At 55.8% G+C, this 21,520-nt stretch carries 27 protein-coding genes, 1 tRNA gene and 1 riboswitch; of the genes, 12 read left to right on the plus strand and 16 right to left on the minus strand.

What is annotated here, in order from left to right:
• The coding region (locus QQF33_RS23030; protein WP_271121941.1) for an IS3 family transposase at window positions 1-95 on the plus strand (95 nt) is incomplete at its 5' end.
• 55 nt (window positions 96-150) lie between these two features.
• Here the strand turns inward: QQF33_RS23030 and hspQ are convergent.
• Together hspQ and rlmI are read right to left on the minus strand one after the other, a co-directional pair.
• Window positions 151-468, minus strand: coding sequence for a heat shock protein HspQ (hspQ, locus tag QQF33_RS23035; RefSeq protein ID WP_100780676.1), 318 nt, complete (start codon window positions 466-468; stop codon window positions 151-153).
• 60 nt (window positions 469-528) lie between these two features.
• Window positions 529-1,719 carry a 23S rRNA (cytosine(1962)-C(5))-methyltransferase RlmI gene (gene rlmI / locus QQF33_RS23040; protein WP_285158660.1) on the minus strand — a complete coding sequence of 397 codons (1,191 nt, stop codon included), beginning with the start codon at window positions 1,717-1,719 and terminating at the stop codon, window positions 529-531.
• Window positions 1,720-1,813: 94 nt separating this feature from the next.
• Between rlmI and yccX the strand changes: the two genes are divergently transcribed.
• Window positions 1,814-2,095: an acylphosphatase gene (gene yccX, locus QQF33_RS23045; RefSeq protein ID WP_285145398.1), complete on the plus strand. Its 282-nt coding sequence runs from the start codon at window positions 1,814-1,816 to the stop codon at window positions 2,093-2,095.
• Here yccX and tusE read toward each other — a convergent pair.
• A complete protein-coding gene (tusE, locus tag QQF33_RS23050; RefSeq protein ID WP_100780673.1) occupies window positions 2,092-2,421 on the minus strand; it encodes a sulfurtransferase TusE in 330 nt (109 codons plus the stop codon). The genes yccX and tusE overlap by 4 nt on opposite strands.
• 87 nt (window positions 2,422-2,508) lie before the next feature.
• Window positions 2,509-3,168, minus strand: a complete 660-nt coding sequence (gene yccA / locus QQF33_RS23055; protein ID WP_285158661.1) for an FtsH protease modulator YccA — start codon at window positions 3,166-3,168, stop codon at window positions 2,509-2,511.
• Window positions 3,169-3,434: 266 nt separating this feature from the next.
• Between yccA and QQF33_RS23060 the strand changes: the two genes are divergently transcribed.
• From QQF33_RS23060 to QQF33_RS23070, 3 genes are all read left to right on the plus strand, one after another.
• Window positions 3,435-5,063: an ABC transporter substrate-binding protein gene (locus QQF33_RS23060; protein WP_285158662.1), complete on the plus strand. Its 1,629-nt coding sequence runs from the start codon at window positions 3,435-3,437 to the stop codon at window positions 5,061-5,063.
• A 145-nt stretch (window positions 5,064-5,208) separates the two neighbouring features.
• Window positions 5,209-5,296, plus strand: a tRNA-Ser gene (locus tag QQF33_RS23065).
• 106 nt (window positions 5,297-5,402) lie between these two features.
• Window positions 5,403-6,236 (plus strand): ParB-like protein, encoded by an 834-nt coding sequence (locus QQF33_RS23070; RefSeq protein WP_285158663.1) that lies wholly within the window; start codon window positions 5,403-5,405, stop codon window positions 6,234-6,236.
• A gap of 88 nt (window positions 6,237-6,324) precedes the next feature.
• On the opposite strand, the gene QQF33_RS23075 is transcribed toward QQF33_RS23070, so the two are convergent.
• Window positions 6,325-7,326 (minus strand): magnesium transporter, encoded by a 1,002-nt coding sequence (locus QQF33_RS23075; protein ID WP_285149210.1) that lies wholly within the window; start codon window positions 7,324-7,326, stop codon window positions 6,325-6,327.
• A gap of 60 nt (window positions 7,327-7,386) precedes the next feature.
• A riboswitch (M-box (ykoK) riboswitch) is annotated at window positions 7,387-7,556 on the minus strand.
• Window positions 7,557-7,714: 158 nt separating this feature from the next.
• Between QQF33_RS23075 and QQF33_RS23080 the strand changes: the two genes are divergently transcribed.
• The gene (locus tag QQF33_RS23080; RefSeq protein ID WP_285158664.1) at window positions 7,715-8,218 is read left to right on the plus strand and encodes a DedA family protein; all 504 of its coding nucleotides are present in this window, start codon (window positions 7,715-7,717) and stop codon (window positions 8,216-8,218) included.
• Between the two features lie 9 nt (window positions 8,219-8,227).
• On the opposite strand, the gene dgcJ is transcribed toward QQF33_RS23080, so the two are convergent.
• Window positions 8,228-9,787 (minus strand): diguanylate cyclase DgcJ, encoded by a 1,560-nt coding sequence (dgcJ, locus tag QQF33_RS23085; RefSeq protein WP_285158665.1) that lies wholly within the window; start codon window positions 9,785-9,787, stop codon window positions 8,228-8,230.
• A 107-nt stretch (window positions 9,788-9,894) separates the two neighbouring features.
• Window positions 9,895-10,644, minus strand: coding sequence for an SDR family oxidoreductase (locus tag QQF33_RS23090; protein WP_285158666.1), 750 nt, complete (start codon window positions 10,642-10,644; stop codon window positions 9,895-9,897).
• 100 nt (window positions 10,645-10,744) lie between these two features.
• On the opposite strand from QQF33_RS23090, the gene QQF33_RS23095 reads away from it, so the two are divergent.
• Entirely contained in the window at window positions 10,745-11,104 is a 360-nt protein-coding gene (locus QQF33_RS23095) for a winged helix-turn-helix transcriptional regulator (RefSeq protein WP_282492505.1), read from the plus strand.
• A 109-nt stretch (window positions 11,105-11,213) separates the two neighbouring features.
• Window positions 11,214-12,455 carry a bifunctional glucose-1-phosphatase/inositol phosphatase gene (agp, locus tag QQF33_RS23100; protein ID WP_285158667.1) on the plus strand — a complete coding sequence of 414 codons (1,242 nt, stop codon included), beginning with the start codon at window positions 11,214-11,216 and terminating at the stop codon, window positions 12,453-12,455.
• Between the two features lie 34 nt (window positions 12,456-12,489).
• Here agp and QQF33_RS23105 read toward each other — a convergent pair whose 3' ends face one another.
• Both QQF33_RS23105 and wrbA read right to left on the minus strand, forming a co-directional pair.
• Window positions 12,490-12,717 (minus strand): YccJ family protein, encoded by a 228-nt coding sequence (locus QQF33_RS23105; RefSeq protein WP_282492507.1) that lies wholly within the window; start codon window positions 12,715-12,717, stop codon window positions 12,490-12,492.
• Between the two features lie 19 nt (window positions 12,718-12,736).
• The gene (gene wrbA, locus QQF33_RS23110) at window positions 12,737-13,333 is read right to left on the minus strand and encodes an NAD(P)H:quinone oxidoreductase (RefSeq protein WP_100780660.1); all 597 of its coding nucleotides are present in this window, start codon (window positions 13,331-13,333) and stop codon (window positions 12,737-12,739) included.
• A 391-nt stretch (window positions 13,334-13,724) separates the two neighbouring features.
• Here wrbA and QQF33_RS23115 point away from each other — a divergent pair, with 391 nt between their 5' ends.
• The 4 genes from QQF33_RS23115 to QQF33_RS23130 all read left to right on the plus strand — a co-directional run bounded on the left by QQF33_RS23115 (window position 13,725) and on the right by QQF33_RS23130 (window position 15,821).
• A complete protein-coding gene (locus QQF33_RS23115; RefSeq protein WP_100780659.1) occupies window positions 13,725-13,901 on the plus strand; it encodes a con-10 family general stress protein in 177 nt (58 codons plus the stop codon).
• Window positions 13,902-14,040: 139 nt separating this feature from the next.
• Window positions 14,041-14,946: a DMT family transporter gene (locus QQF33_RS23120; protein WP_285158668.1), complete on the plus strand. Its 906-nt coding sequence runs from the start codon at window positions 14,041-14,043 to the stop codon at window positions 14,944-14,946.
• Window positions 14,947-15,023: 77 nt separating this feature from the next.
• Window positions 15,024-15,293 (plus strand): type II toxin-antitoxin system TacA family antitoxin, encoded by a 270-nt coding sequence (locus tag QQF33_RS23125; RefSeq protein ID WP_285145387.1) that lies wholly within the window; start codon window positions 15,024-15,026, stop codon window positions 15,291-15,293.
• Between the two features lie 3 nt (window positions 15,294-15,296).
• On the plus strand, window positions 15,297-15,821 hold the full coding sequence (locus QQF33_RS23130) for a GNAT family N-acetyltransferase (protein WP_285149215.1): 525 nt from the start codon (window positions 15,297-15,299) through the stop codon (window positions 15,819-15,821).
• Window positions 15,822-15,944: 123 nt separating this feature from the next.
• Here the strand turns inward: QQF33_RS23130 and rutG are convergent, their stop codons facing one another.
• From rutG to rutA, 7 genes are read right to left on the minus strand one after another with little or no spacing between them, the layout of a single operon-like run.
• Window positions 15,945-17,273: a pyrimidine utilization transport protein G gene (rutG, locus tag QQF33_RS23135; RefSeq protein ID WP_285145385.1), complete on the minus strand. Its 1,329-nt coding sequence runs from the start codon at window positions 17,271-17,273 to the stop codon at window positions 15,945-15,947.
• Between the two features lie 21 nt (window positions 17,274-17,294).
• Entirely contained in the window at window positions 17,295-17,789 is a 495-nt protein-coding gene (gene rutF, locus QQF33_RS23140; RefSeq protein WP_285149216.1) for an NADH-dependent FMN reductase RutF, read from the minus strand.
• A 9-nt stretch (window positions 17,790-17,798) separates the two neighbouring features.
• Complete coding sequence (locus QQF33_RS23145) at window positions 17,799-18,389, minus strand: malonic semialdehyde reductase (RefSeq protein ID WP_285149217.1); 591 nt, start codon at window positions 18,387-18,389, stop codon at window positions 17,799-17,801.
• The gene (gene rutD, locus QQF33_RS23150) at window positions 18,390-19,190 is read right to left on the minus strand and encodes a pyrimidine utilization protein D (protein WP_285158669.1); all 801 of its coding nucleotides are present in this window, start codon (window positions 19,188-19,190) and stop codon (window positions 18,390-18,392) included.
• A gap of 7 nt (window positions 19,191-19,197) precedes the next feature.
• Window positions 19,198-19,584: a pyrimidine utilization protein C gene (gene rutC, locus QQF33_RS23155; RefSeq protein ID WP_285158670.1), complete on the minus strand. Its 387-nt coding sequence runs from the start codon at window positions 19,582-19,584 to the stop codon at window positions 19,198-19,200.
• Window positions 19,585-19,595: 11 nt separating this feature from the next.
• Entirely contained in the window at window positions 19,596-20,288 is a 693-nt protein-coding gene (gene rutB / locus QQF33_RS23160; protein WP_285158671.1) for a pyrimidine utilization protein B, read from the minus strand.
• The gene (rutA, locus tag QQF33_RS23165; RefSeq protein WP_285158672.1) at window positions 20,288-21,379 is read right to left on the minus strand and encodes a pyrimidine utilization protein A; all 1,092 of its coding nucleotides are present in this window, start codon (window positions 21,377-21,379) and stop codon (window positions 20,288-20,290) included. The genes rutB and rutA overlap by 1 nt, the downstream gene beginning before the upstream one ends.
• Between the last annotated feature and the right edge of the window lie 141 nt (window positions 21,380-21,520).

A 21,520-nucleotide genomic window follows, 5' to 3' on the forward strand; every position in this document is an offset into this window, starting at 1 on the left:
ACTATATCCATTACTATAACAACGAGCGGATCAGCCTGAAATTAAAAGGCCTGAGTCCGGTAGAATACCGAACCCAGACCCCGATAGCCGCTTAACATGAACTGTCCAACTTTATGGGGTCAGTCCATTGAATCGGGCTTTGTTTTTTGGTTAGTTCCGCAGGCGCGGAGCCTGGAGCTGTTTGCGGATGGTCTGGGCCAGTTCGTCCATGGAAGGTTGCTCAGGATGTTCCTTCTGCAGTTCACTGCTTAACTGCGCCTCCGCAAGATAAGTGTGAACCGGCTGACCATCGTCATCTTCCATGACCACATGGTACCAGGGCGCAGCGCGAAGCTCGGCGTTAACCGCCAGCTCGTCCGCTGACGGTTCATCAAGGGAGTATTCCGGGTCAATATCCACCACCACCCCCAGATACCCTAACAGGGAGTGGCGCACCTGCTGGCCGATACCGTATTTGCTGGCAATCATAGTCACCTCCCGGGAAATGTTACTTACATCAGATGTATGGGCAACATTCCACTTTTCAAGCTACATGACGCGACAGGCAAACCCTTTCAGATACAGCCCTTCCGGGTAGGTAGCGATCACCGGGTGATCGGCCGCCTGACGGAACTGCTCTATAAATTGTACATCACGCCCCGCATCTACAGCGGCATCTGCGATCAGTTTCTGAAATAAATCGGTGGTCATCAGGCCAGAGCAGGAGAAGGTCAGCAAAATCCCGCCGGGATTGAGCAGCTGGATGGCGAGCATGTTGATATCTTTATAGCCACGGCAGGCGCCCATCAGCTGGCTTTTATTTTCGACAAACTTCGGCGGGTCCATCACGATCACGTCGAATTTTTCGCCCTGGTCGCGATATTTACGCAGCAGTTTGAACACGTCATCGCGGACAAAATCGGCTTTGCTCAGATCCAGCTTGTTCAGCTCGACGTTCTGTTTCGCCACGTCCAGCGCTTCCTGAGAGGTATCGACGCTGACGACCTGGCTGCAACCGCCCATCAGCGCGGAAACGGCAAAACCGCCGGTGTAGGAGAAGCAGTTCAGCACGCGTTTGTTCTTCACGTATTGACGCGTCGCCAGGCGGCTGTCGCGCTGATCGAGGTAATAGCCGGTTTTGTGGCCACCCTGAATATCGACGTACAGCTTCATGCCGTGCTCTTCAATCGGCAGCAGGGCAGGCGGCAGTTCGCCGGTGACCAGGCCTTGCGTCAACTCCATGCCCTCTTTTTTACGTACCGCGACGTCGCTGCGATCGTAAATGGCGCATTCCGGATACAGGGTTTGCAGCGCGCTGATTAACGCCGCGCGCTGATATTCTGCGCCCGCGCTCAGCAACTGAAGCACCATGAAGTTGCCGAAGCGGTCGATGGTCACGCCCGGCAGACCGTCGGACTCACCGGCGATCAAACGATAGCTGTCCAGCCCGTCGCGTTTCGCCAGCCAGTCACGCCACTCCTGCGCCCGCTGTAAACGGCGGGTGAAGAAGGCGATGTCGATGGTTTCGTCTTTATCGAAGCTCCAGACGCGCGCGCGGATCTGGGAGGCAGGCGAGTATGCGCCGCGAGCTAACCATTTCCCCTGATGGTCAACGATATCGATGGTTTCACCGAGGCTGGCTTTCCCTTCCATGCGGGCAACTGCGCCGGAAAAGACCCAGGGATGGCGGCGCAGTAATGATTTTTCGCGCCCTTTGGCTAACACTAAACGTACACTCATAATTTGCTATTCTGTTGATTCAATGAATTGGCGGCCATTTTCCCGAGTTCAGTGGGGAAATGCAACGCGCCAGACAGGATTAAGGGGAACGATGATGTCAAAAGTCTGCACAATCGCCTGGGTTCACGGCACCGTTCAGGGCGTCGGGTTTCGCTACAGTACGCAGCGCGAAGCGTTACAGCTCGGGCTGACGGGCTACGCGCGTAACAGGGATGACGGCAGCGTCGAGGTGGTGGCCTGCGGCGACGCTGAACAGGTCGAAAAACTGGTCGCCTGGCTGAAAGCGGGTGGGCCACGTAGCGCGCGGGTTGAAAAGGTCTTAACCGAACCGCATCAACCCGGCCGCGAATATGTGAATTTCGGTATTCGCTATTAAATGCACTTCACGGGCTTCGGCAGTCCCGCGATTTTAGTCGCCTGCTTGGCCGGGCCTTTCGGGAACAGGCGATACAGATAGCGGCTGTTGCCTTTCTCTTCGCCAAACTTATTGGCCATCGCTTTCACCAGCATACGGATGGCTGGGGAAGTGTTGAATTCCAGATAGAAGTCGCGGACAAAACGCACCACTTCCCAGTGTTCTGGCGTCAGGGTAATCGCCTCTTTCTCGGCAATCACCTCGGCAAGCCCTTCGCTCCACTGGCTGCTCTCTTTCAGATAGCCGTCGTTATCGGTCTCTATCTCTTTACCTTCAAAGCTCAACATAGTCATTCACACGTCAATCGAAAACCCGCGCAGTGTACCAAAAAACAAAGCCCCGCATAAGCGGGGCTTGATTCGAAGCACTGTCTGTTAATCGCGGCTGGCGAAGCCCAGGATGCTCAACAGGCTGACGAAGATGTTGTACAGCGACACATACAGGCTCACGGTAGCGCGGATGTAGTTCGTTTCACCGCCGTGAATGATGTTGCTGGTCTCATACAGGATCGCGCCGGTGGAGATCAGGATGAACACCGCGCTAATCGCCAGGTGCAGGGCAGGCAGCTGCAGGAAGATGTTTGCCACCATTCCGAGCAGTACTACCACGATACCCGCCATCAGCATCCCGCCGAGGAAAGACATATCTTTGCGCGTCGTCAGGACGTAAGCGGAGCAGCAGAAGAACACTAATGCCGTACCACCCAGCGCCAGGCCGATGAGATCGCCCATGCCAGCAGACAGGTAAGCGTTCAGCATTGGCCCCAGGATGTAGCCCAGGAAGCCGGTGAAGGCGAACGCAGACAAAATACCAATCGGTTTGTCAGCGGTTTTGTAGGTCAGGAACATCAGACCATACATACCGACCAGCGTCAGAATCAGACCCGGAGACGGCAGCATCAGCACGGTGCTGGCCGTCGCGGTGATCGCCGAAAACGCCAGCGTCAGGCTGAGCATGAAATAGGTGTTGCGCAGCACTTTGTGGGTGCTGAGTAGCGATGTGCGGTCGCGTGAAGAAATAATAATACGATCCATGAGTCACTCTCTTATGACAGATGTAATTAACGGCAAGAATAGGAAAGGTCTTGCCAGTTACAAAGTGGTTTTACCCATCTTTACTCAGCCGGTTAGGGCCCGCGCTGGTGCTTTGTTTCAAAGAAATCCATTTCAACAGAATGAATATCGGTTTGATGAATTTAATCAGATCAACATCTTATAGGTTACTGAAAAATATTGCCTTATTAATCTTTGAGCGCTAAGAGTGAATACGCATCGTCAAAAACCCACAATAAGGCGAAACAATGAAATCAGCATCACGCACTCACTTTACACTCTCTTTACTGACGGCAGGGATCTTGTGCGCCAGCACAACGGCCTGGGCCGCCAGTGTGCCGGCAGGAACACAACTGGCAGAGAAGCAGGAACTGGTCAGGAATAACGGCAGTGAGCCGGCATCGCTCGATCCGCACAAAGTCGAAAGCGATGTCGAATTCAATATTATCAGTGATTTGTTCGAAGGGCTGGTTCGCGTATCGCCAGCGGGCGAGATAGAGCCGCGCCTCGCGGAGAAATGGGAGAACAAGGACAATACCGTCTGGACTTTCCACCTGCGCCCTGGCATCACCTGGAGTGACGGCTCTGCGATAACCGCTCAGGATATTGTCTGGAGCTGGCAGCGTCTGGTTGATCCCAACACCGCGTCGCCGTACGCCAGCTATCCAGGCAACATGCACATTGTCAATGCAGCCGATATCGCTCAAGGCAAACAGAAGCCGGACACGCTCGGCGTGAAGGCGATTAACGACACCACCCTCGAAGTGACGCTGACGCAGCCGAATGCGGCATTTCTCGCCATGCTGGCGCACCCGTCGCTGGTGCCGGTCGATAAAGTGCTGATTGGCCGCTTCGGCGATAAATGGACCAAGCCGGAACATTTTGTCAGCAGCGGGGCCTATAAACTCTCGCAGTGGGTCGTGAACGAGCGCATCGTGGCGGAGCGCAACCCGCGCTACTGGGATAACGCTCACACGGTGATTAACAAGGTGACTTATCTGCCGATCACCTCTGAGGCCTCGGACGTGAACCGCTACAAAGCGGGTGAGATCGATATCGTCTATACGGTGCCGATCAACCAGTTTGCGCAGCTGAAGAAAACCCTCGGCTCAGAGCTGGATGTCTCCCCGCAGCTCGCCACCTATTATTACGAATTCAACACCACCCGACCGCCGTTCAACGATGTGCGCGTGCGTAAGGCGCTGAACATGGCGCTGGATAAGGACATCATCGCCGAGAAAGTGTTAGGGCAGGGGCAACGCCCGGCGTGGTTAATCAGTCAGCCGGATATCGGTGGGGTGAAACTTCATGCGCCGGAATACGCCAGCTGGCCGATGGATAAACGCATCGCGGAAGCCAAAAAGCTGCTGAACGAAGCCGGATTCAACGACTCGCATCCGCTCAGTTTCAATCTGCTCTATAACACCTCGGAATCGCACCAGCGCATCGCCATTGCAGCGAGTTCGATGTGGAAGAAAAACCTCGGCGTGGAAGCGAAGCTGCAAAACCAGGAGTGGAAAACCATGCTCGATACCATGCATACGCATAACTTCGATGCCGTGCGCTACGCCTGGATTGCCGATTACGACGATGCCGCGACCTTCCTGAATAACTTCCGCACCGGCGACAGCGAAAACACCAGCCAGTACAGCAACCCGGCCTATGACAAAGCGCTGGTGGATGCGGCAAAAGCCAAAACCACCGAGGAGCGCGGCAAGTATTACCAGCAGGCAGAAGACCTGTTAGGCCAGGATGTGCCCGCCATTCCGGTGTATCACTACGTTCGCACGCATTTGATCAAGCCTTGGGTGGGTGGATTTACACCGGATAAACTGGGGTACTACTTCACGAAGGACATGTACATCAAAAAGCATTAAGCCTGAAACAGGCGATTTTATGCTGACAAAATAGTCAATGCGTTGTTATTTCAACCGATTAACATCAATTTGGCTATTTTTGAAGCAAACGATCACATTGATGCTTTACACGAAGTTCGGAGGTGTTTATAGTGCGCCCCATACCGGAAGCGTGGCCGAGCGGTTGAAGGCACCGGTCTTGAAAACCGGCGACCCGAAAGGGTTCTAGAGTTCGAATCTCTACGCTTCCGCCAAATACGAAACCCCAGTTCAGCAATGAACTGGGGTTTTTTGCTTGGGCGGTCTCAACGCTCAATCGCGCGTCAGCCGGGAGCTGTATTTCCTTCATGGACGAACCAAATGAAAGTGTCTTCGCCGGGTGAACTGTATGTGCAGGCCACAACTTTCACGCCGGAAGGGACAATCCTGTTGATTATTCCGGGTGTTCAATGCTGTTATCTCTCCAGCCACTCACACCTTATGTCAGGAAAATCATCAATGAAAAAATGGCTTTTGCTCGCGGCGATACTCAGCCCACAAGCTTTCGCGGCTGCACCTTGTACACCAGACACCGCTCCCGGGGATTTATGTGAGGTGGCTATCGACCAGCTACGGCCCACTCAGGCGGGCATTGGTCAGCTGCAAGTGGATGAAGAGCAGAAAAAACTTGCGGATAAGAGCGCCAAAAAGCTCGAAAAGTACGCTGTTAAAAAAGAGATCCCGGTGGTGATATCTCCGCAGGGCGAGTACTGGCTGGTCGACAGGCACCATCTCACTCGCACCCTATGGCAACTGGGCGTGAAAAAGACCACGGTCAAAGTCATCGCGCATCTGCAGGATAAAGCCACCTTCTGGCCGCAGATGGAGAAAAACCACTGGGTGTGGCTGAAAAACGAAAAGGGGCAATCCATCACGCCGGAGCAACTGCCGAAGCGTATCGCCGATCTGCCTGATTATCCTTATCGTTCGCTTGCGGGCCTGTTGCAGGACGAAGGCTATTTTGACAAGAAAAAGCAGGTCTATTTTGTTGAGTTTGCCTGGGCTAGTTGGCTCGGGGAAAAGATGGGCTGGCAGTCCGTCAATGCTGGCAATCTGAAGGAGCGGCTAACCCAGGCAAAGACGCTTGCTTGTGAGCCGGATGCTAAAACGTTGCCTGGCTATCCCGGTGAGAAGTGTTTGGGCTCGGCAATGTGAAGCAGTGCGGGATGCCTGCGAAAAAAGGGGTTACCGAAAGGTAACCCCTTTTTTTGGCTTTATTTTCTTTGTTCAGGCTACAAACCTGTCACTCCAGACCCAGCGTGTACTGTGCAATCTTGAAATAGATAATCAGGCCTGTTCCGTCGATAAAGGTGGCGATAAACGGCGCGGATACCACGGCAGGGTCGATGCCACAGCGTTTAAGCACCATCGGGATCACTGACGAGACAATGGCGCTCCACAGGGTAATGCACACCAGCGTCAGGCTGACGATAAGCGTAATGTCCATTCCAATACCCATCATCCAGGCCCTCACACAGCCTGCCAGCCCGAGCGTAATGGCAATCATCACCGAGGTGGTCATCTCTTTACGCAGCACGCGCCCCAGATCTTTCAGGCCAACTTCACCCAGCGCCATCGCGCGGACCAGCGTTGAGGTAATCTGCGTGCCGCTGTTGCCGCCGGTGCCAATGAGCAATGGAATAAAGAACGCCAGTGCGATAGCGGATTCAAGCGCATCTTCAAAATGCTGAAGCACGGTGCTGGTGTAGGCCTCTGCGACGAACAGCAGCAGCAGCCAGACGGCACGTTTTTTCCAAAGCTGCACAGCGCTGGTCTCGAGGTAAGGCCGCTCCAGAGGCAGCGTAGCCCCCTGGCGCTGCGCATCTTCCGTCACGTCATCTTCCAGCAAATGAGCAATTTCACGTTCGGTGAGACAACCCACCAGTTTCCCGTGGGTGACAACCGGTACCACGTCCACACCGGCATGGCTGAGTAGGGCGGCCACTTTTGCACGCTCATCGTCGGGCTGAACCTGCAAAAACTGAGAAACCATCAGCGCGCTAACGGCCTGAACGGTATTCGCTTCCTGTAATAACGTTCTGACCGAAATCATCCCGGCCAATCGACCATTATCTTCAATAAAAATATGCGTTGGAATATCGTCATCTTTTAATTGTGCGAAGAAATGTTCACGCGCCAGCGCGACACATAATGACGCGTCAAGGACAATAAAATCCGTATTCATATATTGCGCGATGGCGCTGTCATTAAATGCAGGATTTGAATTATGGATGGTGTAAGACATAGTGAATTCCCTTTGAATATAATTATCTCTCAGGGGCGAGCAAGACAGGGCATGTCGAAGAGGAGATCCCCACGTCCTGGGTTCAGCACTGTACACCGTATCCCCGAAGGGAAGTTATACTGACAAAGCCTTGATTCGACAGTGCCTGTTTTACCCTGTGTAGTTTCTCTCGAAACCACCAGAGCGATAACGTGTATTTGTACAGGAGCCTCGCCATAACGAGATCGTAGTAAAACGGATGAGATAATACGCGAGTTTTTAAATACTGCTTTAAAATATCAATAATGTTGATGAACGGTTTAGGTTGAATATATTTAATCGGCGTTGAGGTTTTATTTAATTTATTTCATTTTAAATAGCAGATTCACCTTTCAAAAGAGGCGTCGCGATGGAATGGCTCAATAATCTGCTTAATCATTTTGCACACTATCCGACGCAGCTGTTCGCCTTGCTGGCGGTCATGGCGTTCTGCAAATCAACGGTTTTCGTCTCCTCCATTTTGCCGCCTGCCTCGCTGATGTTGCTGGGTGGGATTACCCTGAGTCAGGCAACGCTTTCGCCTGTGCTGGCCTGGCTTGCCGTAACGACGGGCGCGATGGGCGGCTCCGTGTTGAATTACCATTTGGGGCAGCTCATGGGCAATACGCGGATGATGATGCGCCTGAGTGCAAAACACGCCGATCGCTTTTTACGCGTCCAGCATCAGTTAGAGAAAAACAGCGTGGCGGTGCTGTTCACTGCCCGTTTTCTGGCGGTGCTGCGCTACATCGTCCCGCTGGCGGCGGGGATGCTGAGCGTGAATGCAGGTAAGGTTTACGCGGTGAGCCTGCTCTCTGCGGCCGTCTGGGCGGCGCTGTATGTCGGCGCGGTGACCGGCATCAGCGCCTTGTAAACTTAGCTGTCACTTCCGGTCTTCGTATTTGCTGCGCTTATGCTGATACAGCAGCTCATCCGCCTTCAGCATCGCCACTTCCAGCGTATCGCCCGCGTGCATCTGGTAACTTCCCCAGGAGAACGCCACCATTTTTTCCGTATCGATGGTCTGGAGATAACCTTGCATACGCGTAATCACATCCCGCGAGCGGGCCAGATTATTATCGATAAGAATCAAACAGAACTCGTCGCCGCCGAGGCGGATCCCGTAATCGCTCTTACGGATCGACTGGGCCAGCGCGAGTCCCAGGGACTGGATCGCCTTATCGCCCATATGATGGCCTAAGGTGTCGTTGATTCTTTTCAGCCCGTCGCTGTCGATGGCAATCACCGTGACCGGAATATTTCTTTCCACTAAAGACTGAATTTTCTGGTTCAGTTCGTCGGTAATCACTTTGCGGTTATACAGCCCGGTCATCGCATCGGTCACGTTGTCGCGCGAAAGCGATTTCTGACGGATAAACTGCTGGCGGGCGTAGCGAACCAGCAGCCAGGTGGTTAATACGTAAAGCAAAATCAGCCAGACATTCGCAATCACCACGTAGATGGCATCGAGCTTTCCATGCAGGGTGTAATACTGCGTCATATCATCCTGATAGTTAATTGCATCCCGCGATTTCACTACAGGCTCGTGGAAGATAATATTCCCCCCCGTCGTATTATCGGTGACATAGAGGGAAAGGAATTTCCACAATAACGGGCGATCAGGGGTGACAAATGATGTCGCCAGATCGTGAATATTGATATCGGTAATCAACAGCCCTTTGATTTTTCCACCAAGAAATACCGGCGTAATCATGCTGATAATATTTTGTCGGGTATAGCCGTCTGTATAAATGTGCGAGACGATATTTTCACCGTGGATCAGGTCCTCCAGCGCTCTGTCATCAATGGTAATAGTGTGCGCGCTGCGCACAATATTGACGCCATCTTTATCGGCCACCAGCCAGTTGCTGAACGCATAATCAAAGGTATTCACCAGATGGTTGATGTAAATATAGTTGTGCGCGAGATCGATGTAATAGCGGGTGTTGTTGAAGGTATAGCCCGTATAGTTGGAGAAGGTGTACTTCGATGACGCCGGTGTCTCGGTTTGATTCACCACGGGCAGCGCAGGCACATCCCGGCTCCAGGCTCCGCAGTCGGGATTTCGCGTCTGAAGCGTACCCTCCAGGTTAACGATGGTTCTCGCCACCAGATTAAACCCGGAAATGGCTCCGACCTTTTCAATATGCTCGCAGAGTAATTTGGCTTTTTCCTCGCCATTCACACCAGAGGCTGCCTGTTTAGAGAAGGCGCGGGATAAGCGAAAGGCAATATCCTGATTGATGAACTCTTCGTGGAAAAGCGCTGACTTGCCATTCTCGGCAATATAGCCCATATAATTTTGAAGATTTCTCACTTCATGTGAAATCAAGGTGGCGAATATTGACGTTGTGCAAACAATAATAAATATCGTTGCAGTGATATATTTACGTTGTGACAAGATGGTTAACTCCCTTGTAAGACCACCTAAGATATTTCGCAAAGTATAGCACTGAAATGGACTATTATTGAGTGAAGTTATATTTGTAATGCCACTATCAGTCCGGGCGCTATATACCGGTTTAGCTTCAGTATATAGCGCCTTTCGAATTACAAACTCCCGGTGCCACCGTCCACCAGCAAATCGATCCCAACCGTATAGCTGGACTCATCCGACGCCAGATAGATCGCCGCCTTCGCCAGCTCCGTCGGGGTTCCCATGCGCCCGAGCGGGACCAGGCTTGCGATATCGCCCTGCAGCGCCTTTTGCGCCTCTGCGCTCAGCCCCAGTTTATTCAGAGCCGGTGTTTCTACCGGGCCGGGGCTTAAGCCGTTGACGCGGATCCCACGCGGCAGCAGTTCCGCAGAAAGCGTGCGCGCCAGGGAGAGCAGACCCGCCTTGCTGGCGGCATAGACGCTGCTGGTGGGCAGGCCGATCCGCGCGCTCACCGAGCCGCATAAAATCACCGACGAGGGGTTGTTCAGCAGCGGCAGCAGCGCCTGAACCAAAAAGAAGGGGCCTTTGAGATTGATGCCCATCAGCCGATCCCACGCTTCCTCGCGCCACTCCTCGATAAGCCCGTGCGTCACATCTCCGGCGTTGATAAACACCGCATCCAGCCGCGGCCAGCGTGAGGAGAGGGTGTCTGCCAGCTGCTGCTGCGCGGAAATATCCCCCGCGTCGGTGGCAATCACCCAGGCGTTATCGCCCAGCACCCGTTGCGCCTCGGCCAGGGTTTCCGGGTTACGTCCGGTCACCGCCACGTGCGCCCCTTCGGCGATAAACTCCTGCGCCGTCGCCAGACCGATGCCGCTGGTGCCACCCGTAATAAGCGTATATTTACCTGTTAAACGACCCATGGTTAGCTCCTGAAAAGTCACTGGAGAAAGCACTATAGAAACGTTAGTATCCAAAAGAAACCAGGTACCATTTGGATACTAATGAGGCGAAGGGTGTGCAATGGCGGAAAGACTCGAATCAACCTGTGAAAAAAATTCTGCGACCGAATCCTGCCCGATGACGCAGTTTGTCAATCTGATCTCGGGCAAATGGGCGATCCCGATCCTGTACCGGCTGATCGTCCTCAACGCCCCGGTACGCTTTGGCGATCTGCTCCGCGCCGCGGCACCCATTACCCAGAAAGAACTGACCAAACAGCTGCGCTTATTTGAACAGCGCGGACTGGTCTCGCGCACGATCTATCCGGAGATCCCGCCGCGCGTGGAATATCAGATAACGGATTTAGGACTGACGCTACAGAGTGCGCTCTCCCCGCTGGCCGCCTGGATGCAAGAGTACGGCGACCAGCTGGAGCGGTAGGGCGCGAACATAAAAAAGCGTTATCTATCAGTTTGAGAAATGGTTCCCGGAAATTTGTCATCAATCTGTCACAATCAGATTGACGAAAATAAACTCTGAGGAAAAAGGGATGAGAAAAGCACTACTCGCAATCGCAGTGGCTGGCACTTTAACAATGACCTCTGGCGCTCAGGCGCAAACGGCCCCGGAAGGCTATCAGTTACAGCAGGTGTTGATTATGAGCCGCCACAATCTGCGCGCACCGCTGGCGAATAATGGCAGCGTACTTGAGCAATCCACGCCGGGCCAATGGCCGGAATGGGACGTGCCAGGCGGGCAGCTCACCACCAAAGGTGGCGTGCTCGAAGTCTACATGGGCCATTACATGCGTGAATGGCTGGCGGAGCAGGGGATGGTCACCAGCGGAGAATGCCCACCGGCTGACGCGGTCTATACCTATGCCAACAGCCTGCAACGCACCGTTGCAACGGCTCAGTTCTTTATCACCGGCGCATTCCCAGGCTGCGACGTGCCCGTCCATCATCAGGAAAAAATGGGCACCATGGACCCGACCTTTAACCCGGTGATCACCGACAATTCGCCGGAGTTTCGCGAAAAAGCGGTCAAAGCGATGGAGACCGAGCGTCAGGGCATGAAGCTCGATGAGAGCTACAAGCTGCTGGAGCAGATCACCCAATACACCGATTCCCCGTCCTGCAAAGAGAAAAAAGTGTGCTCTCTGACGCAGGCCAAAGACACCTTCACCGCCGACTATGAAAAAGAGCCGAGCGTCTCCGGCCCGCTGAAAGTGGGTAACTCGCTGGTGGATGCGTTCACGCTGCAATACTACGAAGGCTTCCCGCTGGATCAGGTGGCGTGGGGGGAAATCAAAACCGACCAGCAGTGGCGCGTGCTGTCACAGCTGAAAAATGGCTATCAGGATTCCCTGTTCACCTCCACCGAAGTGGCGCGCAACGTCGCCAAACCGCTGGTGAAATACATCGATAACGCGCTGGTCACCGATCAGGCGAAAGCGCCAAAAATCACCGTCCTGGTGGGGCATGACTCCAACATCGCTTCGCTGCTGACGGCGCTGGATTTCAAGCCGTACCAGCTGCATGACCAGCACGAGCGCACGCCGATTGGTGGGAAGATTGTCTTCCAGCGCTGGCATGATAAAAACGCGAATCGTGAGCTGATGAAAATTGAGTATGTCTACCAAAGCTCAGAGCAGCTGCGCAACGCCGATGTGCTGTCGCTGAAATCTCCGGCGCAGCGCGTGACGCTTGAGCTGAAAGGGTGCCCGGTCGATACCAACGGTTTCTGCCCGATTGATAAATTTAATACCCTGATGAACGACGCGGCAAAATAAGTGGAAACCCCCCCGCGCTGGCGGGGGGAAACGGTCAGACGTTTTTACGTTCGATGGTTTGCTCGCCCCAGAAGAGCGAGTCTTTGTCTGTTTTGTCGAAGGCACGGACCAGCACTTCATCGCTCCCGTCCTCCCAGATTTTCTCCGCCAGCTTCTCATCGTATTTCGCGACTTCAAAGATGGCCTCGGCAATTTCTGGAGAGGTATTACGTAAACTTGCCCACTCACCGACGTGATGAGCTTTGGATTGTTGAGTTGGCATGCTTGTCCTCCTGTTGAGGTTAACCGTTCAGTTTTTTAGCGAGGCCCGCGACGTGCTCACCCTGATAACGGGCGATGGCCAGCTCTTCCTGGCTTGGCTGACGCGAACCGTCGCCGCCAGCAATGGTGGTCGCGCCGTACGGAGTCCCGCCGCGCACCTGTGAAACATCAAACAATTCCTGCGCGCCGTAGCCGATCGGCACAATCACCATTCCATGGTGTGCAAGGGTCGTCCAGGTGGAGGTGATGGTCTGCTCCTGGCCGCCGCCGGTCCCCGTTGAGCTAAAGACGCTGGCGAGTTTCCCGTACAGGGCGCCAGAGGCCCACAGCCCGCCGGTCTGATCCAGGAAGGTCCGCATTTGCCCGGACATGTTGCCAAAGCGCGTTGGGGTACCAAAGATGATGGCGTCATAGTCGGCCAGCTCTTGCGGGGTCGCCTGCGGGGCATTTTGTGTTTTCCCGCCCGCTTTCAGGAACGCTTCGGCGTTCATGGTTTCCGGTACGCGTTTCACCACGACCTCAACTCCGTCAACTTTACTTGCGCCTTCCGCCACCGCATGAGCCATGGTTTCAATGTGTCCATACATGGAATAATAGAGCACCAGAACTTTTGCCATCTTGCATCACTCCTCGATTGTGGTTTCTGGCAGCGAATCGCTGCGTTCATTTAAAGATAAGACGCCACGGCCAGACTGCAAACCTGAAAGCCATTTCTTTGATTTATAACAAGATATTTAGGACCTTTCTTTGTAGCAATATGAAACATTTTTAGCGGGTCGGCTTTTCTGAATGATAAGAGGAGCTTATTGGTGACGACGGCGGGATCTCACACGAACGGCTGATTTCATGTTGCAGAATATTACCGTTTACTGGCTGGATCGGCTCATTCCACTAAGCTTAGTTTCACGCGGCGCAGACAAAGGCTCTGGCCTTGTGCCGTCAGGTGAAAGAATCCTCTTTTACTGAATGCAGTATGATGTCTAATGTTTCACACTCTGGAGGTTAGAGATGGCAAACCATCGTGGTGGGTCAGGTAATTTCGCTGAAGACCGTGACAGAGCATCAGAAGCAGGTCGTAAAGGTGGCCAGCAGAGCGGGGGTAACTTCAAGAATGACCCGCAGCGCGCATCTGAAGCTGGCAAAAAAGGGGGCAAAAACAGTCATGGGAGCAGTAATAAGAGTTAGCGTCTCCCCATTTCAGTGTCACCCAACCTGAAATATCCCCCTGCCGCCGGGTCTCCCGGCGGTTTTTTTATTTATGCAACATTGAACTGTAACCAAAGGCATCGCACACTAGCGGATTACTTCTTGTCGCTGGTATCCCATGTCCTCCTCTCGCTACGCCTTTTCCATTAAACCCCAGGAAGCGATCCTGATTCTGATCACCATGTTCTGGGGCGGTACCTTCCTCGCGGTGCAGTATGCCGTGACGCTCAGCGATCCGTTTTTCTTCGTCGGGCTGCGGTTTGCTACGGCGGCTGTGGCGGTGGCGCTGATCTCACTGAAAACTCTGCGCGGATTGACCCTGAAGGAGCTACAGGCGGGCGTGGCGATTGGCGTCTCTATCGCGATGGGCTATAGCCTGCAAACCTGGGGATTACAGACCATTCCCAGCAGTAAATCGGCGTTTATCACCGCGATGTACGTTCCGCTGGTCCCCCTGCTGCAGTGGCTGTGTCTCGGCAGAATGCCGGGGCTGATGTCCTGCGTGGGCATCGTGCTGGCCTTTATCGGGCTGATTTTTCTCGCAGGACCCGGCGACAACCTGCTGGCGATGGGACCGGGTGAGATTATTACGCTGATTGGTGCGGTGGCGATTGCGGCAGAAATTATCCTGATTAGCGCCTGGGCCGGGAAAGTCGACGTCAAACGCGTCACCGTCGTCCAGCTGGCGACAGCCTCGATTGTGGCGTTTATCGCCATGGTTCCCGCCGGAGAATCTGTCCCGCCAATGTCCACGGGGCTGGTGGTCGTCGCGCTCGGCCTGGGGATTTTCAGCGCCATCATTCAGGTGACGATGAACTGGGCGCAGCGCAGCGTCTCCCCGACGCGCGCAACGGTCATCTACACCGGCGAACCCGTCTGGGCCGGGATTTTTGGTCGCCTTGCGGGTGAACGGTTGCCGCTGCTGGCCCTGTTGGGTGCGGCATTTATTGTGGTCGGTGTGCTGGTGAGTGAGTTGAAGTTAAAAAAGAAACGTCGTGAAGCGGCCGATCTGACACTCGAATAGCGTCGTATTGCAATCAAAGCGCGGCAATTCTACAATGCATTTGTGTACGGATACTCACCGTACAAAATGGAGTAAAAATGTCAGCACTTAAAAAACAGCGAATCGATCTCCGTTTATCGGATGAAGATAAGAGCCTGATCGAAGAAGCCGCGGCGATGACCAATCAGACCATCACGCAGTTTATGGTCAATAGCGCGTCAGCGCGCGCAGCGGAAGTGATCGAGCAGCACCGTCGCCTGATCCTTAACGAAGCGTCGTGGAATCAGGTGATGGATGCCATCAGCAATCCGCCATCTCCAGACAACAGGCTAAAACGCGCCGCCAAACGGCTCGAAGACATGGAGTAAGTCGTGGCCAAACTGATCATAGAGATGTTTTCAGAAGAAGCAGTTTATGATTTTACGGATTTTGACTGCGGCGAAACCTCTCTGAATGTCTTTCTTACTGAGCATCTGGCTCGCCAGCACTGCGGACGCATCCTGCGGGCTTACGTCCTTAAAAGCCAGGAGGCGAAGCCTAAAGTGTGGGGATATTACACGCTCGCGGGCAGTTGTTTCGAACGTGAAGCGCTTCCCTCAAAAACGCAGCAACGCCACATTCCTTATGCCAATGTACCCAGCGTGACATTGGGTCGGCTGGCCATTCATAAAACGCTGCAAGGGCAGGAGTGGGGGACAACCCTGGTCACGCATGCCATGAGGGTGGTGTATCTGGCGTCACAGGCGGTGGGTGTGCACGGCATGTTTGTCGATGCGTTAAACGAGAGTGCGAAAGCGTTCTACCTCAAGCTGGGTTTTATCCCCCTGGTGCGTGAAAACGCCAACTCGCTTTTCTACCCGACCAAATCTATCGAACGGTTATTCGAAGAAGATTAATCACCCGACATCAACGATGGTGTGGTCTGAAATACGCCCGGTGGCGCTGCGCTTATCGGGCCTACAAAAGAAACGTAGGCCGGGTAAGGCGAAGCCGCCACCCGGCGCAAACAACCGGCTCCGTCAGGAATCCTGGCGCACCACCTCAGCCTGAGAGACCTCCGCCGTCCGGCGACTCAACAACGCATTCAGCAAAATCGCGCCAAAGGTGGCCGTCCCGATTCCACCCAGCGTAAAGCCGCCGAGCGTCAGCGCAAAATCCCCCGCGCCCAGCACCAGCGTCACCGCGACCATAATCAGGTTGCCGTTCTGGTTGAGATCCACGTGGTTCTGCACCCAGATGCGCGCGCCCGCCACGGCAATAAGGCCAAACACCACAATCGATGCACCGCCAATCACCGGGGCCGGAATAGTGTGGATCAGCGCCCCGAATTTCGGCGAGAAGCCCAGCAGCAGGGCAATCACCGCCGCGGCGACAAACACCAGCGTGGAGTACACCTTCGTCACGGCCATCACGCCGATATTCTCCGCGTAGGTGGTCACGCCGCTGCCGCCAACCGAGCCCGAGAGCATGGTCGCCAGCCCATCACCGACAAACGCGCGGCCCATGTACGGGTCCATATTGCGCCCGGTCATTCCGGCGACCGCTTTCAGATGGCCCAGGTTTTCCGCCACCAGAATCACTGCCACCGGTGCGATCAGCATCATCGCCTGACCGCTAAAGGTCGGGGAGGTAAAGTGCGGCAGACCAAACCACGCGGCGTGTTGCACCAGCGAAAAATCCACCGGTTTACCCAGGCCCAGCACGCTGGTCATCAGAGCATACACCAGGCAGGCGGCAATCAGCCCGACCAGAATCAACAGCCGCTGAATCATTCCGCGGGTGAAAACCGCCACCAGACCGATACAGAGCACCGTCACCGCCGCCATCCAGCTGTCAAAGGACGAGCCGGAGACGCTTTTGACCGCAATCGGTGCGAGGTTCAGACCGATCGCCATCACCACCGCACCCGTCACCACCGGCGGCATCAGGCGTTCGATCCAGCGAGTGCCGACCTTCATCACCACAACGCCAATCAGAGTGTAAACCAGCCCGCAGGCGATAATGCCGCCGAGCGCGACGCTCAGATTCGGGTTGATCCCCTGGCCGTTAAAGCCCGTGGCGGCGATCACCACGCCGACAAAGGCGGCGCTCGATCCCAGATAGCTCGGCACCCGTCCGCCGGTGATGACAAAGAACAGCAGCGTGCCGATCCCCGACATCAAAATCGACAGATTGGGATCCAGCCCCATCAGAATGGGCATCAGCACCGTCGCGCCAAACATCGCGACCGCGTGCTGAACGCCCATCACCACCGTGGGCACCAGAGGAAGCCTCTCATCCGGCGCGACCACGCCGCGCTCTGTGGAGGTCGATGTTAACTGCCAGTGTGGAAAACCGAACAAGGCCATGAGCTGTCTCCTTAAGGAGGGTTAACAGGCGGGTCGCAGGAGTGCGTGATAGCCGCGGTCGAACCACACCAGTCCCTGCGGCGCGGGGTGGCGGGTAATGGAAACAATGTCGCAAAACATAATATCGTGGGTGCCGACGCTGACCACCTGGCTGATGCGGCAGTCGAACGATGCCAGTGCCTCTTCAAGCCGCGGGCAGCCGGTTTCGCCGGTCTGCCAGCTGGCCGCCGCGAAGCGTTCTGCCATTGGCGTTTTGCCGCCAAACAGGTTCGACAGCGGCTCTTGTCCGGCGCACAGCGTATTCACGCACAGGGTGCGGTTCTCGCTGAATGTCGGCCACACCGACGCCCCGCGATTCAGGCACACCAGCAGCGTGGGCGGTGAGTCGGTCACGCTGCACACGGCGCTGGCGGTAAATCCCGCCTGCCCGGCAGGACCGTCGGTGGTGATGATATTCACCGCCGCGCCGACGCAGGCCATTGCATCACGAAAAGTTTGTTGATTCGGTACGTTCATAGTGGCTCCTTACGCCAGCCCGCAGGCATCTTCAAAGGTCAGACGCGGCAGACGGCCATAAACTTTGCTGACATCGCCGTAGCCGATGTTGATCAGCAGATTGCTTTTAAGCGTGGTGCCGGTGAAAAAGGCCGCATCCACTTTCTGCGGATCAAACCCCGACATCGGCCCGGTATCCAGCCCCAGCGCGCGGCAGGCAAAAATCAGATATGCCGCCTGCAGCGAGCTGTTGCGAAACGCCGTCTCCTGGGCGAGTTCCGGGCTGGTGGTAAACCAGCTGCGGGCATCGCCGTGGGGAAAGAGTTCCGGCAAGCGCTCATAAAATTCGCTGTCCCAGGCGACTATCGCCGTAACGGGCGCAGCGAGGGTTTTCGCCAGATTGCCGCTGGAGAGCGCCGGGGCCAGTTTCTCTTTGCCCTCGGGCGAGCGGACAAAGACGATCCGTGCGGGGGAACAGTTGGCGGAGGTCGGGCCCCATTTCATCAGGTCGTAGATCTCGCGCAGGGTCTCGTCGCTGACCGGAATATCCTGCCAGCCGTTATGCGTTCGGGCGTCGGTAAACAGCGTTTTTAACGCGCCCGGATTGATGGCTTCGTTCATCTATACAACCCTTTCCTGTGCGTGCAGCAGGCTGGCGAGCCCGTTCAGCAGCAGCGTATTGAAGGTATCGGGATCGGTGACGTTGCAGGCGTGTCCGCCCTGGCGCATCACCACCTTTTCACTGTGGGGCAGCGCGGCGTGCAGCTCAGACGAACAGACGGCAGGCACCAGCAGATCGTCGGCGGAGCAGATCACCTGCACCGGGCAGCGAATGCGCGCCGCGTCCCGGCTGAAATCTGCCTGTTTCAACGCGTGAAGGCGTTTAAGCAGATTGGGTTTGCCCTGAAAATGGGCGAGGGCCAGCGCCTCTTCGGCCTCCATTCGCGGGGCGCGAGCCGCCATCCAGTCGGCGGGGTAGAGAAACAGCGGCTGCGCTTCCACCCAGGCCTGCGCACCGCCCGCGTGCAGCAGGCGTTCGCGGATCTGAAAACAGCGGCGGGTGTGGGCGTTGAGCTTCAGCCAGCCGTTCACCGACACCAGCGCGGTGACCGCCTCGGGACGATCGAGCGCCAGCTGCAGCCCGACCAGCGCACCGAGTGCATGGCCGACCACGCAAAAGCGCTCAATGCCGGCCTGTGCCAGCGCCCGATACAGTTCGTCCGCCATCTGCGCCAGAGAATATCCCTCTGGCAAGACCTCAGGGTTATTCCCGGTCCCGCGCTGGTCGTAGCACACCACCTGATACTCTTGCTCAAGGACCGCCAGCTGCGGCAGCCAGTAGTTGCCACCGCCGCCCAGCCCGGCGATCAGCACCACCACCGGCGCGTCGGCAAACGGCGGCGGCGAAACGGATATTTTCATGGCAACCTCATTTTCCGATGTGGGCAACAGAGGCGATCTCGACCAGCGCCTCGGGCTTGACCAGCCCGCACTGAATGCAGAATCGCGCCGGTTTATCGCCGGGGAAAAACTCTGCGTAGATTTCGTTAATCGCGGCGTAGTTTTTCCAGTCGGTGATAAAAATGCTGTTGAAGGTCACGTCCTCCATCGTGCCACCCGCCGTTTCGATAACGCTCCTGATGGTCTCGAGAACGTGGCGGGTTTGCGCCTTTGGGTCGTCGGGCCAGACCACGTTATTCTCTTTATCGAACGGCAGCGTGCCGGAGACATACACCACGCCATCGGCGAGCGTGCCGGGTACGAAGGGGGCAATCGGCGTGCTGGTGCCCGCAGGAATGATCACGGATTTCGGCATAGTGTGGCTCCTCAGGCGATACGGGCTAACGAAGGCGGGGAGACGGCATCGCAAAACTCAGCGACGGTGCTGACCCAGCCAAAAAAGGTTTCGATATTGAACAGGGCGGCTTTCTGCGCAAACTCCGGCCCGGCCTGATGCGTGGCGTCTGCCAGTACCACGCCGAAATACTCGAGGAAAAAGCCGTCGCGCAGGGTGGATTCCACGCAGACGTTGGTCGCAATGCCGGTAAAGACCAGGTGGCGAATGCCGCGACTGCGCAGCAGGCTGTCGAGCGGAGTGTTGAAAAAGCCGCTGTAGCGCGGTTTCGGTAGCACGATATCGCCGGGCTGAGGCACCAGTTCATCGACCAGCTGATAATCCCAGCCGCCTTTTGCCAGCAGTTTTCCCTGTAGCTCCGGCTGTTTGCGCATGGTTTTCAGGGCATTGGATTTATGGAAGTTAGGCGAGCCGGGGCCACCCGCTTCGACGTACTCATCGTCCCAGCCGTTCTGGAACCAGATAATCAGCATCCCCGCGGCGCGCGCGGCGGCAACGGCGGTGTTGATATTGTCGATAACCGGCCGGGTGGCGGAGACGTCAAATCCGGCCAGATCCAGATAGCCGCCAGGGCTTGCGTAGGCGTTCTGCATATCCACCACAATCAGCGCGCTCTGCTGTGGCGCGAAGGTAATGGCTTCCGGGCGTGCATCTAATGAAATCATTACGCCACCTCCTGAGTCAGGGCGGGGACGTGTGCGCGGCACTGCATCAGCGGCTGGATGCGCTCGCCAAAGGTCTCAACGCCCATCAGGAAATCATCAAAGGTCAGCAACACGCCTTCGGCTCCCGGCACGCTGGCGACTTCGTCGAGCATCCGCGCCACATTTGCGTAAGAGCCCACCAGGGTGCCCATGTTGATATTGACCGCCGAGGTCGGGTCAGCCATCTGGCGCACGTTGGTGTTTGACCCGGAGCGGGTATCTTTCTGGCTCTGCTCGGTGAGCCAGCTCAGGGCCTCCTCGTCGGCTCCCGCTTTGTAGTGTTCCCATTTGGCGCGGGCGGCCTCGTCGGTTTCATCGGCGATCACCATAAACAGCACGTAGGAGCCGACATCGCGTCCGGTTACTTCCGCCGCCTCTTTCATGCGTGCGGCGGTCGGGGCGAAGGCCGCAGGCGTGTTGACGCCTTTCCCGAAGCAGAAGTTGAAATCCGCGTGCTGCGCCGAAAACGCCATGCCCGCATCGCTCTGTCCGGCGCAGATCACTTTCATCGGCGTGGAGGGCTGCGGGCTGACGCGGCAGTCGTTCATGGTGAAGTAGTCGCCTTTGAAATCGCTTTTACCGGTGCCCCACAGATCGCGCAGGACCTGCACGTATTCGGTCAGATAGTCATACCGGCGCGAGAAATACTCATCGCCCGGCCACAGGCCCATCTGCTCGTACTCTGGTTTTTGCCAGCCGGTCACCAGATTCACGCCGAAGCGCCCGCCGGAGATGGAGTCAATGGTCGACGCCATCCGCGCGACAATCGCCGGGGGAAGGGTGAGGGTGGCGGCGGTGGCGTAGATCTGAATGCGCGACGTCACCGCCGCCAGACCCGCCATCAGAGTGAAGGACTCCAGATTGTGATCCCAGAATTCGGTTTTGCCGCCGAAGCCGCGCAGTTTGATCATCGAGAGCGCAAAGTCGAAATGGTAATGCTCCGCCTTTTGCACAATGGCTTTGTTCAGCTCAAAGGTCGGCATGTACTGCGGCGCATGGGAGGAGATTAACCAGCCGTTGTTGCCGATAGGGACGAATACGCCAATTTTCATCACGAACCTCTCTTCATCTCAGTGTGGGGTGAAAGTCAGACGTGGCGCTGCATCCTGCATTTCCTGTTCAGCCTCGTGATGAAGGTTTTGCAAAGGGAATGCCAGTTTTGAAAAGTGTTGTGTTATTAATGCGTTAACTGA

It is taken from the genome of Lelliottia wanjuensis (genome assembly GCF_030238365.1).
Lineage (GTDB): Bacteria > Pseudomonadota > Gammaproteobacteria > Enterobacterales > Enterobacteriaceae > Enterobacter > Enterobacter wanjuensis.

What these genes read in the sequence shown, in the direction of transcription:
- QQF33_RS23075 (WP_285149210.1), bottom strand. Translation starts at nt 7,326, where the DNA reads ATGTCTTACACCATCCATAATTCAAATCCTGCATTTAATGACAGCGCC.
- wrbA (WP_100780660.1), bottom strand. Translation starts at nt 13,333, where the DNA reads ATGGCAAAAGTTCTGGTGCTCTATTATTCCATGTATGGACACATTGAA.
- agp (WP_285158667.1), top strand. Translation starts at nt 11,214, where the DNA reads ATGAGAAAAGCACTACTCGCAATCGCAGTGGCTGGCACTTTAACAATG.
- tusE (WP_100780673.1), bottom strand. Translation starts at nt 2,421, where the DNA reads ATGTTGAGCTTTGAAGGTAAAGAGATAGAGACCGATAACGACGGCTAT.
- QQF33_RS23080 (WP_285158664.1), top strand. Translation starts at nt 7,715, where the DNA reads ATGGAATGGCTCAATAATCTGCTTAATCATTTTGCACACTATCCGACG.
- yccX (WP_285145398.1), top strand. Translation starts at nt 1,814, where the DNA reads ATGTCAAAAGTCTGCACAATCGCCTGGGTTCACGGCACCGTTCAGGGC.
- rutB (WP_285158671.1), bottom strand. Translation starts at nt 20,288, where the DNA reads ATGATTTCATTAGATGCACGCCCGGAAGCCATTACCTTCGCGCCACAG.
- QQF33_RS23145 (WP_285149217.1), bottom strand. Translation starts at nt 18,389, where the DNA reads ATGAACGAAGCCATCAATCCGGGCGCGTTAAAAACGCTGTTTACCGAC.
- yccA (WP_285158661.1), bottom strand. Translation starts at nt 3,168, where the DNA reads ATGGATCGTATTATTATTTCTTCACGCGACCGCACATCGCTACTCAGC.
- rutG (WP_285145385.1), bottom strand. Translation starts at nt 17,273, where the DNA reads ATGGCCTTGTTCGGTTTTCCACACTGGCAGTTAACATCGACCTCCACA.
- QQF33_RS23090 (WP_285158666.1), bottom strand. Translation starts at nt 10,644, where the DNA reads ATGGGTCGTTTAACAGGTAAATATACGCTTATTACGGGTGGCACCAGC.
- rlmI (WP_285158660.1), bottom strand. Translation starts at nt 1,719, where the DNA reads ATGAGTGTACGTTTAGTGTTAGCCAAAGGGCGCGAAAAATCATTACTG.
- QQF33_RS23125 (WP_285145387.1), top strand. Translation starts at nt 15,024, where the DNA reads ATGTCAGCACTTAAAAAACAGCGAATCGATCTCCGTTTATCGGATGAA.
- rutA (WP_285158672.1), bottom strand. Translation starts at nt 21,379, where the DNA reads ATGAAAATTGGCGTATTCGTCCCTATCGGCAACAACGGCTGGTTAATC.
- QQF33_RS23105 (WP_282492507.1), bottom strand. Translation starts at nt 12,717, where the DNA reads ATGCCAACTCAACAATCCAAAGCTCATCACGTCGGTGAGTGGGCAAGT.
- QQF33_RS23070 (WP_285158663.1), top strand. Translation starts at nt 5,403, where the DNA reads ATGAAAGTGTCTTCGCCGGGTGAACTGTATGTGCAGGCCACAACTTTC.
- rutD (WP_285158669.1), bottom strand. Translation starts at nt 19,190, where the DNA reads ATGAAAATATCCGTTTCGCCGCCGCCGTTTGCCGACGCGCCGGTGGTG.
- QQF33_RS23060 (WP_285158662.1), top strand. Translation starts at nt 3,435, where the DNA reads ATGAAATCAGCATCACGCACTCACTTTACACTCTCTTTACTGACGGCA.
- rutF (WP_285149216.1), bottom strand. Translation starts at nt 17,789, where the DNA reads ATGAACGTACCGAATCAACAAACTTTTCGTGATGCAATGGCCTGCGTC.
- QQF33_RS23115 (WP_100780659.1), top strand. Translation starts at nt 13,725, where the DNA reads ATGGCAAACCATCGTGGTGGGTCAGGTAATTTCGCTGAAGACCGTGAC.
- QQF33_RS23120 (WP_285158668.1), top strand. Translation starts at nt 14,041, where the DNA reads ATGTCCTCCTCTCGCTACGCCTTTTCCATTAAACCCCAGGAAGCGATC.
- hspQ (WP_100780676.1), bottom strand. Translation starts at nt 468, where the DNA reads ATGATTGCCAGCAAATACGGTATCGGCCAGCAGGTGCGCCACTCCCTG.
- rutC (WP_285158670.1), bottom strand. Translation starts at nt 19,584, where the DNA reads ATGCCGAAATCCGTGATCATTCCTGCGGGCACCAGCACGCCGATTGCC.
- QQF33_RS23095 (WP_282492505.1), top strand. Translation starts at nt 10,745, where the DNA reads ATGGCGGAAAGACTCGAATCAACCTGTGAAAAAAATTCTGCGACCGAA.